We start from the raw sequence: 17454 nt of genomic DNA, 5'->3' as shown, positions 1-17454 counted from the left end.
ATACAAATTTAGTCTATAATGTTTGAAAACTCACGAAAATAGAGAACTAATATTAAAAACCAACCGCTGTATCGTCACCGCGAAAATCAGCACCGCCTTCAAGAGAATTGTTTGGGAGAATCAGGATACAATCCAGCTTGCCAATTACAGGAGCATTTTTTTCATTGATCAGATAGTTTTTTGCTTTTAGTTTGTCAATCGTAACATTGCTAAAGGCGTTAGGTTCAAATGTAATCAGATCCGGAAGCCATTGGTGGTGAAAACGGGGAGCATTTACAGCTTCCTGCATGCTTAAATTGTATTCGTATACATTTAAAATTGCCTGTAATACAGAAGTGATAATAGTCGATCCGCCCGGAGTACCTACCACCATAAACAGTTTTCCGTTTTTTTCGACAATCGTTGGAGTCATTGAGCTTAGCATTCTTTTTTGCGGTGCAATACTGTTGGCTTCATTTCCTACTAAACCAAACATATTAGGAGATCCAGGTTTTGCACTAAAATCGTCCATTTCATTGTTTAAAAAGAAACCCAGCTCGTCACAGTAATATTTAGATCCAAATGCGTCATTTATTGTGGTAGTTGCAGCTACAGCATTTCCTTGTGCATCAACGATAGAATAATGAGTAGTTTCGGTACTTTCATTGTATGTTACTTTTCCTTCTTTTATTTCAGAGGATAAACTGGCTTTTTCGGTATTGAAACTCGACATTCTGTCTTTTAAATACGTATCAGATAGCAAAGCTTTCATTGGAATTTTTACAAAATCAGGGTCACCTAAAAATTGACTTCTGTCAGCGTAAGCTCTTCTCTCGGCTTCAACAATAACCTGAATGGATTCTACTGAATTATGTCCCATTTTGGATAAATCATAAGGAGTAATCATTTTCATGATTTGAGCCAGACAAATTCCACCACTGCTTGGTGGTGCCATCGAAGTGATTTTTAATTCTTTATAATCAAACTGTAATGGTTTTCTCCATTTGGCCTCGTATTTCTCCAGATCTTTAAGCGTTATGATGCCTCCTTTTTTCTGAATATAATTTACTAAGGTTTTAGCAGTTTGACCTTTATAAAACTCATCTTTTCCATTCTTTTGAATGCGCTTTAAAGTGCTGGCGAGAGCAGAATATTTGATGGTGTCGTTTTCTTTGAATTTTCCGGCCATAAGTGTATTCGGACCGTTTACTTTTACAATGGCGTCATGATAAGCTTCCAGTTGCTTTTGCTGTTTTAAGGTTACAATTACACCTTTTTCGGCAAGGGCAATAACAGGTTTTAATATTTCGGACATCGGGAGAGATCCTAGTTTTTTATGAACAGCGAAAACCCCGGCCACAGTTCCCGGAACTCCAATTGCTAAAGCTGTTTCGGTACTTTTTCCTTTAATGACATTTCCATCTTTATCCAGAAACATATCTTTTGTTGCGGCAAGAGGTGCTTTTTCTCGATAATCCAGTGAGCCCACTTCGCCATTTGCTTTTCGATAAACCATAAAACCACCACCGCCAATATTTCCAGCATACGGGAATGCAACAGCCAAAGCCAGCTCAGTACCGACCATTGCGTCAAAGGCATTACCGCCTTTTTTCATGATGTCTGCTCCAACTTTTGAAGCTTCTGCACGTGCCGATACCACCATGGCTTTTGAAACTACAAGTCCTGTTGGTTTTATTGGGTTTTGCTGCGCGGTACAGCTAATGTAGATTAGGGTAACTAAGAAAGTTATTTTTTTCATGCTGATGTAAAATTAAAATGTAATATTGGTGCTTTTTCTGTAAAAAGCGGTACTAAAGAGAAAGTAATTTTTGGCTGGAGTGACTTTTGATATCTTCAAAAAAGAGTGTGAATTCACGCTCAAATTCCGGATAGAATTCGACTAGTTCTGCACTGGCAAATTGCATATTGGATTGGTTTTTAGACCTTCTTCGGTCCATCTGAGTTAAAATTTGGTGTATTCCTTCAACAGACTGATAACTTAAAAGCCAGTTTTGTTTGATCATATAAGGCATTAAGTCTTGTGTCTTTTCTGTTAAAATAGGATAATTTTCATGCAAAGATCTGTAAAATCGGTTAACAAAACGATCCAATTTTTCATCGGAGTACTTTTCCCAGTTTTTTGCAAGGAAATGATCGTAAATAATATCTACGATAACACCGGCATAATGATGGTATTTTTCGTGTAAACGTTTGGTACTTTGTCTGAAAACATCATGCGAATCGGTGTAGGTATCTATAGAACGATGTAAGAGAATACCTTTTTGAACATCTTCAGGAAAATGCTCAAACTGTTTTCCACGAATTCCATCGGCCATAAAGTTGCCAATTTTGATCAGATCATTTTCGCCGGAAAGATATATATGGGCTAGGAAATTCATTTGTTTAGGTCCTGAGGTTCTAAGAAACTAAGTTATTTTAGTAAAAGTATGAAAACTTTTTGACATCGTTTTAAGGAATGATAGATCACTTCGTATTTAAAATCTGAAAACTTAGAACCTTAGCAACTTAGAATCTTAGTAACTTTTCTATATTTGTGACAAAAAATAACCATAACTCACAAAAATGACTTTAATAAAATCAATTTCAGGAATAAGAGGAACAATCGGTGGAAAAGTAGGAGATAACCTGACTCCTGTTGATGCTGTGAAATTTGCATCGGCATATGGAACTTTTCTGAAAAACAATACATCAAAAGAAAAACTTACAGTAGTAATTGGTCGTGATGCCAGAATTTCGGGGCCAATGATTCATAACCTTGTAGTGAATACTTTAATAGGTTTAGGAATTAATGTAATTGATCTTGGGCTTTCTACTACACCAACTGTAGAGGTAGCTGTTCCTTTAGAAAAGGCAGATGGAGGAATCATTTTAACGGCTTCTCACAATCCAAAACAATGGAATGCTTTAAAGCTGCTGAATGCAAAAGGTGAATTCTTAAGCGGAGAAGAAGGCGCTAAAATTCTTGAAATTGCCGAAGCAGAAGCTTTCGATTTCTCGGATGTGGACAGTTTGGGTGAAATTACCATAAATGACGCCTATATGGATATCCATATCGACGAGGTTTTAAACTTGCCTTTGGTAGATGTTGAAGCAGTAAAAGCTGCGAAATTTAAAGTAGTAGTTGATGGAGTAAATTCTTCTGGAGGAATCATTATTCCAAAATTACTAGAATTAATGGGCGTTGAAGTTGTAAAATTATACTGCGAACCAAACGGGCATTTCCCTCATAACCCGGAACCGTTAAAAGAACATTTAACGGATATTTCTGAACTGGTTGTGAAAGAGAAAGCACATTTAGGTGTTGTTGTTGATCCGGACGTAGACCGTTTAGCATTTATCTCTGAAGACGGAGAAATGTTTGGAGAAGAATACACTTTGGTAGCTTGTGCGGATTATGTGTTGAGTAAAACTCCTGGAAATACGGTTTCAAACATGTCATCGTCACGTGCTTTGCGCGACGTAACCGTTGCTCATGGCGGGAAATATGAAGCAAGTGCTGTAGGTGAAGTAAATGTAGTAGCGTTAATGAAGAAAAACAATGCTATTATTGGAGGTGAAGGTAACGGTGGAATTATTTATCCTGAATCTCATTACGGAAGAGATAGTTTGGTAGGAGTTGCTTTATTCCTGACACATTTAGCAAATAAAAAAATGTCAGTTTCGGCATTACGAGCTTCTTACCCTGAATATTATATGAGTAAAAATAAAATTGAATTAACACCGCAAATTGATGTTGATGCAATTTTGGAAGCCATGACCGAAAAATACAAAAATGAAGATATCAGTACAATTGATGGTGTGAAAATTGATTTTGCTACAGAATGGGTTCATTTAAGAAAATCTAACACAGAGCCAATCATTAGGATTTATACAGAAGCTCCTTCTCAGGAAAAAGCCGACGTATTGGCACTTCGAATCATTGATGAAATAAAAGCGATTGCAGGAATCTAAGTTTTGGATCGTTTATAAACAAAAAACACCTTTTTCGTCAATGAAAAAGGTGTTTTTTATTTGGTGTAAGCGCTGAATTATTCAATACGATGTTTCCATCTTTTGTGTGTCCATAAATAGAATTCAGGGGCTTCATAAATTTGTTTTTCTACTTCTCTTAAGTACTTTTCAGTAATATCAAAGTTTTCATAATCATTTGGATTGTCTGCTATCGGTACAAAGGTAGCTTCATAATAACCTCTGGCTACTTTTTTTACTTTTACAAAAATAACACTTAGATCGTATTTTTTGGCCAGCATTTCGGCACCTGTATGCACTGGAACTTCGATTCCCATAAACTTCATCGAGTGAAAAATTCGATCCAGTTTTGGCGATTGATCGCTTGCTAAACCATACATGCTTAAAATTCCGTCACGTTGGTTTTGAGCCATTGTTGGAATTGCTTTTCTGGTTTCAACCAATTCGGTATCGTATTTAGAACGTATTTTTCGAACCAATTTATCAAAGTATGGATTGGCCACTTTTTTATAGACCGCTATACCCTGAAAAGCAATTTTTGTGTTCATAGTTAAAAGCCATTCATAACTGGCGTAGTGCGCAGCTACCAGAATGGTGCTTTTACCTTTTTTTGCATACTCGTTTACAAGCTCAATATTTGTAGTCTTAAATCTTTTTTCCATCTCTTCAGGCGAAATGCTCATCGTTTTGATCATTTCCAGAAACATATCACACATGTGGCTATAGAATTTCTTTTCGATTTCTTTTCGCTCAGCATCGTTTAAATGTGGTAAAGTAAGTTTTAAGTTTTCTCGTACTACTTTTTTACGATAGCCTACGATTCTGTAAATCAGAAAACAGACAAAATCAGAAAACCAGTAAAATATTCGGAATGGGAGAATAGAGATAAGCCATAGAAAAGGATAGGCTATTATATAAACGAGAAATTGCATGTATTGTTTTTTTTACAAATATAAAGCAAAAATGAATTACGATCGATATTTTGGATTGATGCTAACATATGTTTAAGAATGACTATATTTACAATTCACATTAAATGTTTTTTATGAATACCATTTTGATTGGAATTATAGTTGCCAATGTTTTGATTAGTTATCAGGGTTTCAACAATCTTGCTTTTTTTAGAAAATATGAGTTTCATGTAGGAAGTATTCGCTCGGGAGAACAAATAAGAATGCTTTCATCTGGTTTTTTACATGCCGATATGATGCATTTACTTTTTAATATGCTTACGCTTTGGTTTTTTGCTCCGGTGGTACTGCAATGGCTGGGTAATTTTTCTTTTCTGTTGATTTATTTCGGAAGTTTAATATTTGGAAGTTTATTAACAATGCTGTTTCATAAAAACGATTATAGTTATAGAGCTGTAGGAGCGTCGGGTGCGGTGACGGGAGTTTTATATTCTGCGATATTATTACAACCGGATATGATGTTGGGTATCTTTTTTGTCATACCAATGCCAGCCTATTTATTTGGAATTTTATATTTATTGTATTCGATATACGGAATGAAGGCTAAAAATGATAATATCGGACATACAGCGCATTTTGGAGGTGCTATTGGAGGATATTTGATAACTTTGATCAAAGAACCTTCCTTATTTGTAGATCATAGCATGATGGTGATATTGTTGGCAATCCCAATTTTGATCCTTTTCGTAATGGCCAAATTGGGAAAATTGTAACAATGGCACAACTTTTGAAAGGTCACTAATCAAATAATTTAAATATAACAAAAATGAAGAAAGTAGTATTATTTTTAACAATCATGTTTATGTCTATGTCGTACGCACAAGAAACCAAACAAATTCCTCAAATCAATGTAAATGGAGAAGGAAAGATAAAAATAGCACCAGATCAGGTTTGTATTTCAGCTACGGTTGAGACAAAAGGGAATAATGCTAAAGATGTCAAAAAACAAAACGACGAAAAAATCGACGCTGTTTTGAAATTCATTAAAAAAATGAATGTTCCTGTTGCTGATTACAAAACGAAGCAAGTTTCGCTTAATCCGCAATACGATTACGAAAAAAAGAAAACAAATTATAATGCTACTCAGACTGTAGAAATTGTATTGAAAGATTTATCTAAATACGATGAAGTAATGGAAGGTTTAGTTCAACAAGGAATCAATCGTTTGGATAATGTTTCTTTTGAATCTTCTAAATTAGCGCAATATCAATCAGAAGCTCGTAAATTAGCGATTAAAGATGCTAAGGCAAAGGCAGAAGATTATGTTTCGGTTTTAGGACAAAAAGTTGGTAAAGCTATTACAATCTCAGACAATTCTCAGGTGTACAATCCAAGACCAATGTATGCAGCTATGAAATCAATGGCTATGGATACTAACGGTGGTGCTGAAAATGAAACGCTTGCAATTGGAGAAATTGAAATTACAGCAAACGTAAGTGTAAGTTTTGTGTTAGACTAGATTTAAAAAAAAATAAAAATCTCAAATTACAAATCCCAAATTCCAATTTAAAACTGGAGTTTGGGATTTTTTGTTTATTGTGGTGAAAATGTTTAGAATTTCTCAAGTCTATAGTTGCAGGGAAGGAGTATCCTTAAAATTTGCTTTCAGTTCTTCAGGCAAATAAGGTCTGCCTCCCGCAGCAGGAATACAGGTTCCTGTAAATACTGCTGAAGCCATTATCTTTCCGTTTTTTATGATTGATTGTTTGAAATGTAAACGGGGTAATCCTTGAGCATCAGTATAAACAGCACAGTTAACATCAAAATTATCGCCTTTTTTTAATGACCGGATAAATTTTATACTGTATTCAGATAAAACCATAAACACGCCGTTTTCTGCCTGTTGTACAAAATCAAAACCTAAAATATCTTTTATAAAGGCATGACGGCATTCTTCCATATAAAATGGGTAATATAAGCCGTCCATAATGCCTTGTACGTCTATGTGTCCTTCTGCAACAGTGTAATTTTTTAAATATTCCATATATAATTAAAGTTAGAATGTGTTAAACGTATTTCCTTACAGTTTATTACGATATGATTCTTGTTTTTTTAGATAGTTTTCACGTAAAAATAGATCTAAAGTATAAACTTTTAATTTAGAATAGGAGAATTCAAATCTGAAAGCGTACTACAATTTTCGATAGTACGAAGTGAAGTTGTCAGCATTTAAAATTTGAGCTTATTAATAGAAAAAGCATAAAGTTTCAGAACCAATTAAACCGCTGATTTTTAGTGTCTTTTTAAACGAAAAAAAACACTTACATATTTTGTTTTTAATTGTAAGAATGAAGATTAATTGTGTTAAAAAGTAAGATTAGAGCAAAAAACAATAATATAATATCATTTGATAATAATATAACATAAAAATAACACTTGGGTTAGGATTAGATTTGAAAGATAAATTTGCAATACAGGTTAAATACTTTGGCTTAAATCTCAATAAATTAAGATTTAAATTATCTGTATTGCAAATAATTAACAAAACAACAAAAAAGATAACCAAAAACAAGTATTATGAAAAAGCAACTACTTTTATTAGTGTTGTGCTGTCTCTGGAGCGCCCAGGGAATTAGAGCACAAGACTTAATTGAGCCTTCGCACAGCTGTCGCACAAAGGAGGTCAATGAATTGCAATTGAAGAATCACCCCGGTTCTTTAAAAGAGAATAAAGCTTTTAATCTTTTTAGTAAAGAGTATGCTAAAAAGATGAGTACTAGAAAGAGTTCCGAAAATACGACCTACATCATACCGGTTGTTTTTCATGTGTATGGGACTTCATTCAATGGTAAAACGGTTACACTTCAAAAAATACAAGCTGCATTAAAAAATCTTAATGATGATTTTAAGGGGTTGAATGATGATTTCAATACCGTTGAACCCTTTTTTCAGGCCAGAAGGGGAACTTTAAATATTGAGTTCAGGCTGGCACAAATCGATCCTAGCGGAAAATGTACCACTGGAGTAATTTTTGAAAGAAAAAAAGACGGTTACGGTAACGGAGGCGGTTACGACAACCAGATCCAGGCAGATGCATGGGACAACTACAAATACATGAACGTTTACATTCAAAACGATTTGTATGCGGATGGAGCAACCAACAATTCGGGAGTATGCTGGTATCCGGATTCCTGGATGTCTGATAATAATTTGGCACGATGCGTTTATAATGGAGCTTATTTGGGGGAGAACACCAATAAAGAATTTGCAGCGGTACTTACGCATGAGTTCGGACATTTCTTGAATCTGATTCACACTTTTGACGGTGGTTGTTCAGGAACCGATGAGGTAGACGATACTCCAAAAGAAGATGGAAAACACTCTTTAGGCTGTGTGCCGGGAACAAATTGTGACGGTGATAAAGTAAATATTGAAAACTATATGGGATACAATGCTGCACAAGGATGCAGTAAAATGTTTACACAAGGACAGGTAGCAAGAATGCTGGCCGCATTACAGCATCCGGCAAGAAGAACATTATGGACGGCACAAAATTTGACGGCTACCGGTGTTAATACCACGGGAGGCAGTTTGGTTTCTGATATTACAAGTTTTAAAGAAGATGTTGCTAATAACGGAACGATTTCCGGTAGCGCCAACATTACGTTAAATGGAACCACCTTTGCCAAGTCGACGGGAACGTTAACTTCGGGTGTTGATTTTAGCGCTAATTTACCGGCTGGTTTAAGTGCGACGATTACAATCAATAGCAGCAACCAGGCTACGGTTACAATAACCGGAACTGCAACAGGTCATAATGCAAGTAATAGCACTACAGGCGGAATCACTTTGTTAACTCCTGCTTTGACCGGAGGAGTAAGTGGTATGCTTTGCGACGGATTGAGCTGGAACTTTAAATTTAGAGATCCGTATGGTATTTTCTTTGTTGATATTCCTGACATGACGGTTACACCAACATCTACCTGGAAATATTTTACGGTTGAAAAAGGAGATGATCCAAAGTATGGCGTATGGCGATTTGCAGCCAACCATTTAAAAGTAGAAACTTACGGAAAAAGGCTGCTAACCAATACAGGAACAAAGAATATTACCCCTCTTGGTTTTAACACCGCAATTAATGCAAGCAGTAATTTTACGGCACCGGGAGCGTATCCAAATCAATTAGATCTTAGAACTTCGTCTTATACGATTTGGGATGGTAAAACGGATTATTTTGGATTTGAATATACAATTGATGGTGAAAAATGTTATGGTTGGTTAAAAGCCGTTGTTGCCGCAGATGGTTCGGGATACAGTATTGTAGAATATGCTTATAACACACAACCGGGTGGAACAATTTATACAGGAATGACGGATAAAGTCGCGTTAAGTGTTTCCCCGGCTGTTCTTTCTGAAGCAGCTGTCAACAATGGAAGTGTTTCGCAGACTTCATCTTTTAAGTTAACGACCAATAACGGAACTTTTGTTAAAAATTCAGGAGAATTAACTCCCGGAGTCGATTATACGATTAGTGGTGTTCCGGCAGGTTTAAGTGCTAAATTAAATGTTATTAGTAATACCGAAGTACAATTGGCTTTTACCGGAAATGCTGTTGCTCATCTGAAAGAGAATAGTACCACAATTGCTATAACATTTTTAAATCCGGCCATTACCGGAGGGGTAGCAAGCTTGTCTAGTTCGGGTACCTCTGTCAAAATTAATTTCAGAGATCCCTATGCCATTGTTCACGTAAAAGACCTGAATTATACAGTAGACGCAGCAAATACCTGGAAATTCTTTAGAATTACAGCAGATGCTGACCAACAGGATTACGGGGTTTTTGTTGATAAAGGCGATCTTAAATTAGAAACCTACACAAAATCTATTGTTTGTGAGGGGAACTCTTTAAATATGACTTTGATTGGAGCGAATCAGCTTATCAATGGCAGCAGTAACTTTGTTGAAGGAGGCAGTTATCCTAATCTGCACACTTTAAGAAATGCTTCTTATAAATCATGGGATGGAAAAACCGGCTATATTGGTTTTACCTTTACAATTGGGGGAGAGGCTTGTTACGGCTGGTTTAAAGTAAAAGTAAATGCTAAAGGAACGTCTTATACTTTATTAGAATATGCCTATAATACTGAGCCTGGAGCGGGTATCAACACAGAAGATATTCCGGTAGATCTTTCGGTTCATTTAGCCAATACACCAGATGAGATCAATGAAAATACTTTGAGTAATGACGGAAGCTTCGAAACAAAAGTAGTCATTCAGCTTACGACTAACGGCGGGACTTTTACAAAAAGTTCAGGAAGCCTGGTTCAGGGAACAGATTTTACGGTAACAGGATTACCGGCAGGTTTAACCGCTGAAATTACGATACTAAACAGTACAACAGCGGAGTTAAGTTATACGGGTAAAGCTACAGCTAACGAAGCGGCAAATACAAGCACTACAACTATTACTTTTCTAAATCCTGCAATTACCGGAGGGGCTGCTATTTTGGATAGTGATAATTTTACGACTAAGTTTAATTTTAAGAATGCGTATAAAATTATTTATGTCGATTTGCCGACTCCTTTAACTGTATCGGTTACAGGTTCGAAATGGATTCCATTTAATATCTCAGCTGAAGCAGACAATGCCAGTTATGGTTTATTTGTTGAGGGCAGCGATTTAAAATTAGAAAATTATAATAAAGATTTAGTTTGCGAGTCCGGAATTAATAACATTTCGTACCTGGGGTATAATGTTACAATTAGTGGAGCGAGCAATTGGAACGGAACAAGAGTTCCTACTTTAAGAAGCAGTGCTTATACCGCCTGGGACGGCAAAAAAGGATATATCGGATTTAAATATACAAAAGATGGACATTCTTATTATGGTTATTTTGAAACCGCTGTAAGTGCAGACGGTCAGAGTTATACAATCGATAAGTACGCTTACAATACAGCACCGGGAGGTTCTATCACAACTCCGGCTTTATTTGCCCATATTTCTAATATACCGTCCGGCATTTCTGAAGATGTGTCCAGTAACAACGGTACCTTTAGTACTACTGTGGCATTGACAATCGATGGCGGAACTTTTGCAAAAAACCAGGGCAATTTGGTTGAAGGTACTGATTATACTATAGCGGGTTTACCTTCAGGTTTAACAGCTAGCATCAATATAACAAGCAGTACAACAGCGCAGGTAACTTATTCCGGTAAAGCGGTATCAAATGAAGTACTAAATGCAGGCACAGTAACCGTTACGTTTTTAGATCCTGCCATTACAGGCGGAATAGCTAAACTGGATGTAGCTCATTTTACTACTAATTTTACTTATATCGATGCGTATAAAATTATTTATGTCGATTTGCTAGCCCCGTTAACAGTAGCTGTTGGAGGAACTACATGGAATTTTTTCAGAACTACAGCAGATGCAGATAATGCCGATTATGGATTGTTTGTTGAAGGGAGTAGTTTAAAACTGGAAACATATAATAAAGAGTTAGTTTGTGAATCCGGAGGCAATAATATTTCCTATTTGGGGTATAATACTACAATTGATGGAACTAACAATTGGAACGGGACAAGAGTTCCTGCCTTAAGAAGCGGTTCTTATACAGTTTGGGATGGTAAAACAGGTTTCATCGGTTTTAAATATGCTAAAAACGGAGTTCCTTATTATGGCTACTTTGAAGCTGTTGTGAGTGCAGACGGTCAGAGCTATTCGATAAGTAAATATGCTTACAATACCGCTCCTAATGCTACGATTACCACACCTATTCAATTAGGTTTGGTGAAGCTGACCAATACTCCGGCTGTAATTGCTGAAGATGCGCCAACAAATGATGGTCGATTTTTGACTGCTATTGATGTAAGATTAACGACAAATGGCGGGACTTTTACAAAAAGCTCAGGAAGTTTAGTCGAAGGAACAGATTTTGCCATAACAGGTTTACCGGCAGGATTAACCGCTCAGATCAGCTTAGTAAATAATACTGCGGTTCAGGTAACTTATATTGGCAAAGCCATAGAAAATGAGTTTTCTAATGCAACTGTAGCCACAATAACCTTTTTGGATGCAGCCATTACCGGTGGAGTAGCTGTTTTAGAAAATAAATCGTTTACTACCGGATTTACTTTTACAAATGCTTATAACGTAGTTAAAGTAGATTTGCCAAGCCCTATTATAGTATCGGCTTCAAATCCTTCAGGATCCTTTAGGATTACTGCGGAGGTCGATGGAAATGAGACTGAATTTAAGCTACAGTATGATGAAGATGGTTTGAAATTTTTGACCAATAACGGCTTAGTAAGTGAAACAGGAACAAATTCAATTAGTTTCATTGGAACCAATCAGAAAATTGGAGGAACCAATAACTGGAATTCATCCGGAAATGCAATGATTAGTAGTCCTGCTTACAATAACTGGAATGGAAAAACGGGATTCATAGGGTTTACATTTGTTAAAAATGGCATTTCTTACTTTGGTTATTTTGAAGCGGCCGTAAGTACAGACGGGAAAAGTTTTGCAGTAATACGATATGCATATAGTGCAGGACCGCAGGCTTTAATTACAACGCCTGCTATAGTTAATACTTTTACTTTTCCTACTTTGGGCACTGTCGATTTTGAAACTAAAGTTAGCTATGCCCAATATCCCAACCCGTTCAATGAGGCAATAAACATTAGCTCTGCTTCATTTTTAGGAAAAAAAGTGCAAGTGTTGATCTATAATAATTTAGGGCAAAACATGTTCACTAAATCATATGATGAGTCTGCTGATGCGATAACTATTGATGGCAGTAATTTTACCACTGGTTTCTACTTCTTAAAAGTGACGGTAGATGGTAAAGTTCAGTCAGTTAAAAAGATAATAAAATATTAAATTTTAACCCATTAGATGAAATCATTTGAAGTAAACTAAAATGCTTAGATAATAAAGATACTGTAAACTAATAGATGCATTTTTGTTTACGATAAATATATTGAGCTTAAGAAATCAATTGTTTTGCTTTTAATTGGTTGAGGATTAGTTTTTGTTTATTATCAATATTGGGGTATTCTATTTTAAAAGTACTTTTTAACCTAAAGAGAGGTTGTCAGATAAAATTTGACAGCCTCTTTTTTTAGGTAATAGATTCAAGAGCCTTTTATAATTTTAAACATTAAAGCCTCACCTATGAGACTTTTTTTTACCAATGGCTCTAGGTGTCACTTTTCCTATCAATATTACAATAGGGCTTCCGCTTTATTTTCTAATTATACAAATTTTTTAAAATTAGCTTTCACTAGTTTATGGGGATTATAGGGCGAGCTAGTTAACCTGTTTTAAATAAGTATTTTACTTGCAGATGTTACACATTATGTTTGTAAAGGTTTATAAAAAAAACGCAAACCCATTAATTCCCTATAGAATAAATTTCAGTTTCTTGGTAGTACATTAGGTTGAATGCTCTGATTTTACCTTTTGCAGCATAGCTTCTTTTAATTCGTTATTTTTAAAAGAGAAATAAAATAGGTAGTATTAAATTTAATGGTGATTGATTTCTTAGATTTGTATGATACCATAAAACTAGCTAATCATGCCACTAATTGAACAATCAGAATATAATTTACCTTCGATTATTCATCGCAACAGGCATATTTCTACTATTTATGCTGCCTTGTTTAAAAGGTATGATGTTCCCGAATATACGAGAGCGAAACATGAGCTAAGTGACGGAGATTTTATAAATATCGATTTTATTATAAATGACTCCAAAAAAGCAGTTATTCTATGCCATGGTTTAGAAGGAGATTCGCGCAGAACATATAATAATAGCTGTGCCGCTTACTTTCTGGAAAAAGGATTCTCCGTTTTTGCATGGAACAATCGTACTTGTGGAGGAGAGATGAATCGTCTTCCCAGACTTTATCATCACGGTGCGGTAGATGATCTTGACGAAGTAGTACAGTTTGTTTTACAAAAAGAATTCAAAGATGTTTACTTAATTGGATATTCAATGGGCGGTGTTCAGCTCCTGAATTATTTAGGGTGGACAAAAATCGACGAACGAATAAAAGCAGCAGTTTCTATTTCTGTTCCAACTCATATAGCAACAAGTGCTGCTGTACTTAAGCAAGGTTTTAACAGAGTCTATTTAAAGAACTTTACAATTGATATTAAAAGAAAGCTAAAACACAAGGCTGCACAGTTTCCCGATTTTATAAACCGCGATCAGATTGATAAAATTTCTTCGTTTGATGAGGTCGATCAGTATTTTACAGCACCACTTCATGGATTTGCAAGCCGGGATGACTATTACCAGCGTGTTTCTCCGGAATTTTCTCTTCAAAACATTACCATTCCGGTCTTAATTATTAATTCATTAGATGATCCTTTTTTAGGAGAAAGATGTTATCCCAGGGCTATAGCTCAGGATAGCGCGTATGTTTATTTGGAAACTCCAAAATATGGAGGGCACTGCGCTTTTCCACTGCGTAATTCAACGTACTCCTATGTAGAGACAAGGGCATATGAGTTTTTTGAATCCTTTAAAGGTCTTGCATAGTATTTAGTATTGCATAAGGTGTAATTGATAGTTTAAATTAGTATACATATATAAGTAGAAATTCACACTACCTATATATAAGGAAGAATACCGCTCCACAACCCGACAGGTTTTAAAACCTGTCGGGTTTGTAGTTTCTGTTCTTATTATATAAGGAGTCATTTTATCAAGCAAAGTAAAGTCGAAGCTTTCAAGTTTGGTATTTGGAATATTTAGGAGCTTTCTCCCGCTATGCGTTTCAATCTTTTGCTTTTTAAAGGAAAAAGCAAAAGGATTTACACTTCTATCGGGGCTAGGGTGGAGGTTTTCAAAAGAAAATAAGGCGAAAAAGTAAAACTTGGCGTCTTTGCGCCTTTGCGAGATTAAAAAGAAACCAGTAAATAGGACCTTCGCGTCTTAGTATCTTCATGGCAAAACGGCCAAAACGGCCTCAAATGATCAAAACAAGCAAAAGAAGCAAAAAACTTTCCGTTGTAAAAGCTGTCATATCAGCAACTTGAAAAAAAGATTAAAAATAGTTTAAAAAAGCTATTGTTTAAGTGGATAAAGTGTCTACTTTTGCACCCGCAACAGCGATAGACGTTCACTGAAATACTGACAAGCAAAGGAATAAAAGCGAAAAGAGATTTTCAAAAAAAGATTCGAAAAAGCTTGTGAGATTTGAAAATGGATATTACATTTGCACCCCGCAAAACACGGGAAGCTCATTGAGAGATTGGAAGGAGAAAGAAGGAAAAAGGAAATTAAATTTTCTTAAAAAAAACTTCAAAAAACTCTTGCCATTTAGAAATAAGTTTTTTACTTTTGCACCCGCTTTGAGATACAGGCGAGACAATAAAAAGAAATACACGTTCGTAGACATATTGAATTGACAGCCGTTTTAACAGAGATGTTAAAACAAAAGAATAAGAGTAAATGAATCGAGAGATTTGAAAAGAACCGATAGATAAAGCATCGCAATATAATATAAAAAATATACGATGAAGAGTTTGATCCTGGCTCAGGATGAACGCTAGCGGCAGGCTTAACACATGCAAGTCGAGGGGTAGAGTTCTTCGGAACTTGAGACCGGCGCACGGGTGCGTAACGCGTATGCAATCTACCTTTTACAGAGGGATAGCCCAGAGAAATTTGGATTAATACCTCATAGCATAGCAGTCTCGCATGAGATCACTATTAAAGTCACAACGGTAAAAGATGAGCATGCGTCCCATTAGCTAGTTGGTAAGGTAACGGCTTACCAAGGCTACGATGGGTAGGGGTCCTGAGAGGGAGATCCCCCACACTGGTACTGAGACACGGACCAGACTCCTACGGGAGGCAGCAGTGAGGAATATTGGACAATGGGCGCAAGCCTGATCCAGCCATGCCGCGTGCAGGATGACGGTCCTATGGATTGTAAACTGCTTTTATACGAGAAGAAACACTGCTTCGTGAAGCAGCTTGACGGTATCGTAAGAATAAGGATCGGCTAACTCCGTGCCAGCAGCCGCGGTAATACGGAGGATCCAAGCGTTATCCGGAATCATTGGGTTTAAAGGGTCCGTAGGCGGTTTAATAAGTCAGTGGTGAAAGCCCATCGCTCAACGGTGGAACGGCCATTGATACTGTTAAACTTGAATTATTAGGAAGTAACTAGAATATGTAGTGTAGCGGTGAAATGCTTAGAGATTACATGGAATACCAATTGCGAAGGCAGGTTACTACTAATGGATTGACGCTGATGGACGAAAGCGTGGGTAGCGAACAGGATTAGATACCCTGGTAGTCCACGCCGTAAACGATGGATACTAGCTGTTGGAAGCAATTTCAGTGGCTAAGCGAAAGTGATAAGTATCCCACCTGGGGAGTACGTTCGCAAGAATGAAACTCAAAGGAATTGACGGGGGCCCGCACAAGCGGTGGAGCATGTGGTTTAATTCGATGATACGCGAGGAACCTTACCAAGGCTTAAATGTAGATTGACCGGTTTGGAAACAGATCTTTCGCAAGACAATTTACAAGGTGCTGCATGGTTGTCGTCAGCTCGTGCCGTGAGGTGTCAGGTTAAGTCCTATAACGAGCGCAACCCCTGTTGTTAGTTGCCAGCGAGTCATGTCGGGAACTCTAACAAGACTGCCAGTGCAAACTGTGAGGAAGGTGGGGATGACGTCAAATCATCACGGCCCTTACGCCTTGGGCTACACACGTGCTACAATGGCCGGTACAGAGAGCAGCCACTGGGCGACCAGGAGCGAATCTATAAAACCGGTCACAGTTCGGATCGGAGTCTGCAACTCGACTCCGTGAAGCTGGAATCGCTAGTAATCGGATATCAGCCATGATCCGGTGAATACGTTCCCGGGCCTTGTACACACCGCCCGTCAAGCCATGGAAGCTGGGGGTGCCTGAAGTCGGTGACCGCAAGGAGCTGCCTAGGGTAAAACTGGTAACTAGGGCTAAGTCGTAACAAGGTAGCCGTACCGGAAGGTGCGGCTGGAACACCTCCTTTCTAGAGCCTCAAATGTTAGTGGAAACACACGTTGAGGAAAAAAGATGTTAATTTAGAAGGTTCTGAATCACAACATTCACTTACTCTTGCTGTTAATTTAAAAAATAATGAAAATTAAGTAAAACAGAGTCTCGTAGCTCAGCTGGTTAGAGTACTACACTGATAATGTAGGGGTCGGCAGTTCGAGTCTGCCCGGGACTACTTTTTAAAGATTGAAAGCTTTAAGTATTAAACTATTTAAAGATTAAGGAAATAAAAAAGACTGTTAGCTTAAAAAAGGAAATTCTGGAAGTTGGAATTCACCAAAAGAAATTAGAGAAGAAAAAAGAAATCTAAAATCTGAATTCTACAATCTAAGATTTAAGAAATGGGGGATTAGCTCAGCTGGCTAGAGCGCCTGCCTTGCACGCAGGAGGTCAACGGTTCGACTCCGTTATTCTCCACGAAATAATTGACAATTATCAATTGATAATTATTAATTGTTAAAGTTCATTGACATATTGAGATAAGAAAATAATAAAAAGTAGAAAGCGTTT

The 17454-nt window shown here is 36.8% G+C and carries 10 protein-coding genes, 2 tRNA genes and 1 rRNA gene; 9 read left to right on the top strand and 4 right to left on the bottom strand.

Annotated features, from left to right (window positions below):
- Positions 1-52: 52 nt before the first annotated feature.
- Entirely contained in the window at positions 53-1738 is a 1686-nt protein-coding gene (gene ggt, locus AC3IS6_RS19225; RefSeq protein WP_489161749.1) for a gamma-glutamyltransferase, read from the bottom strand.
- A gap of 52 nt (positions 1739-1790) precedes the next feature.
- Positions 1791-2378: an acyl carrier protein phosphodiesterase gene (locus tag AC3IS6_RS19220; RefSeq protein ID WP_489161747.1), complete on the bottom strand. Its 588-nt coding sequence runs from the start codon at positions 2376-2378 to the stop codon at positions 1791-1793.
- A gap of 184 nt (positions 2379-2562) precedes the next feature.
- Between AC3IS6_RS19220 and glmM the strand changes: the two genes are divergently transcribed.
- Positions 2563-3951 (top strand): phosphoglucosamine mutase, encoded by a 1389-nt coding sequence (gene glmM / locus AC3IS6_RS19215; RefSeq protein ID WP_263361383.1) that lies wholly within the window; start codon positions 2563-2565, stop codon positions 3949-3951.
- A gap of 77 nt (positions 3952-4028) precedes the next feature.
- Here glmM and AC3IS6_RS19210 read toward each other — a convergent pair whose 3' ends face one another.
- Entirely contained in the window at positions 4029-4901 is an 873-nt protein-coding gene (locus AC3IS6_RS19210; protein WP_489161745.1) for a lysophospholipid acyltransferase family protein, read from the bottom strand.
- Between the two features lie 113 nt (positions 4902-5014).
- Here AC3IS6_RS19210 and AC3IS6_RS19205 point away from each other — a divergent pair, with 113 nt between their 5' ends.
- On the top strand, positions 5015-5653 hold the full coding sequence (locus tag AC3IS6_RS19205) for a rhomboid family intramembrane serine protease (RefSeq protein WP_173964600.1): 639 nt from the start codon (positions 5015-5017) through the stop codon (positions 5651-5653).
- 53 nt (positions 5654-5706) lie between these two features.
- Positions 5707-6399, top strand: coding sequence for an SIMPL domain-containing protein (locus tag AC3IS6_RS19200; protein WP_489161743.1), 693 nt, complete (start codon positions 5707-5709; stop codon positions 6397-6399).
- A gap of 108 nt (positions 6400-6507) precedes the next feature.
- Here AC3IS6_RS19200 and AC3IS6_RS19195 read toward each other — a convergent pair whose 3' ends face one another.
- Positions 6508-6924 carry an acyl-CoA thioesterase gene (locus tag AC3IS6_RS19195; protein ID WP_489161741.1) on the bottom strand — a complete coding sequence of 139 codons (417 nt, stop codon included), beginning with the start codon at positions 6922-6924 and terminating at the stop codon, positions 6508-6510.
- A 533-nt stretch (positions 6925-7457) separates the two neighbouring features.
- Here AC3IS6_RS19195 and AC3IS6_RS19190 point away from each other — a divergent pair.
- From AC3IS6_RS19190 to AC3IS6_RS19165, 6 genes are all read left to right on the top strand, one after another.
- Positions 7458-12761 carry a M43 family zinc metalloprotease gene (locus AC3IS6_RS19190; RefSeq protein ID WP_489161739.1) on the top strand — a complete coding sequence of 1768 codons (5304 nt, stop codon included), beginning with the start codon at positions 7458-7460 and terminating at the stop codon, positions 12759-12761.
- Positions 12762-13074: 313 nt separating this feature from the next.
- Positions 13075-13152 (top strand): sodium-dependent bicarbonate transport family permease, encoded by a 78-nt coding sequence (locus AC3IS6_RS19185; RefSeq protein WP_489164932.1) that lies wholly within the window; start codon positions 13075-13077, stop codon positions 13150-13152.
- Between the two features lie 306 nt (positions 13153-13458).
- The gene (locus tag AC3IS6_RS19180) at positions 13459-14427 is read left to right on the top strand and encodes a YheT family hydrolase (RefSeq protein WP_489161738.1); all 969 of its coding nucleotides are present in this window, start codon (positions 13459-13461) and stop codon (positions 14425-14427) included.
- Positions 14428-15404: 977 nt separating this feature from the next.
- Positions 15405-16918 (top strand): 16S ribosomal RNA (locus tag AC3IS6_RS19175).
- Positions 16919-17045: 127 nt separating this feature from the next.
- Positions 17046-17119, top strand: a tRNA-Ile gene (locus tag AC3IS6_RS19170).
- Positions 17120-17287: 168 nt separating this feature from the next.
- Positions 17288-17361 (top strand) — tRNA-Ala (locus AC3IS6_RS19165).
- Positions 17362-17454: the final 93 nt, after the last annotated feature.

The sequence above is a fragment of the Flavobacterium sp. KH_035 genome (genome assembly GCF_057839565.1).
Note: the sequence above shows the minus strand (reverse complement) of the source record. Positions and strands in the feature narration are given on the sequence as shown.

Bases quoted from the DNA above. Each gene is read 5' to 3' on its own strand.
- AC3IS6_RS19210 (WP_489161745.1), bottom strand. From the start codon at position 4,901: ATGCAATTTCTCGTTTATATAATAGCCTATCCTTTTCTATGGCTTATC.
- AC3IS6_RS19195 (WP_489161741.1), bottom strand. From the start codon at position 6,924: ATGGAATATTTAAAAAATTACACTGTTGCAGAAGGACACATAGACGTA.
- AC3IS6_RS19200 (WP_489161743.1), top strand. From the start codon at position 5,707: ATGAAGAAAGTAGTATTATTTTTAACAATCATGTTTATGTCTATGTCG.
- AC3IS6_RS19185 (WP_489164932.1), top strand. From the start codon at position 13,075: ATGGCTCTAGGTGTCACTTTTCCTATCAATATTACAATAGGGCTTCCG.
- AC3IS6_RS19180 (WP_489161738.1), top strand. From the start codon at position 13,459: ATGCCACTAATTGAACAATCAGAATATAATTTACCTTCGATTATTCAT.
- AC3IS6_RS19220 (WP_489161747.1), bottom strand. From the start codon at position 2,378: ATGAATTTCCTAGCCCATATATATCTTTCCGGCGAAAATGATCTGATC.
- ggt (WP_489161749.1), bottom strand. From the start codon at position 1,738: ATGAAAAAAATAACTTTCTTAGTTACCCTAATCTACATTAGCTGTACC.
- AC3IS6_RS19205 (WP_173964600.1), top strand. From the start codon at position 5,015: ATGAATACCATTTTGATTGGAATTATAGTTGCCAATGTTTTGATTAGT.
- glmM (WP_263361383.1), top strand. From the start codon at position 2,563: ATGACTTTAATAAAATCAATTTCAGGAATAAGAGGAACAATCGGTGGA.
- AC3IS6_RS19190 (WP_489161739.1), top strand. From the start codon at position 7,458: ATGAAAAAGCAACTACTTTTATTAGTGTTGTGCTGTCTCTGGAGCGCC.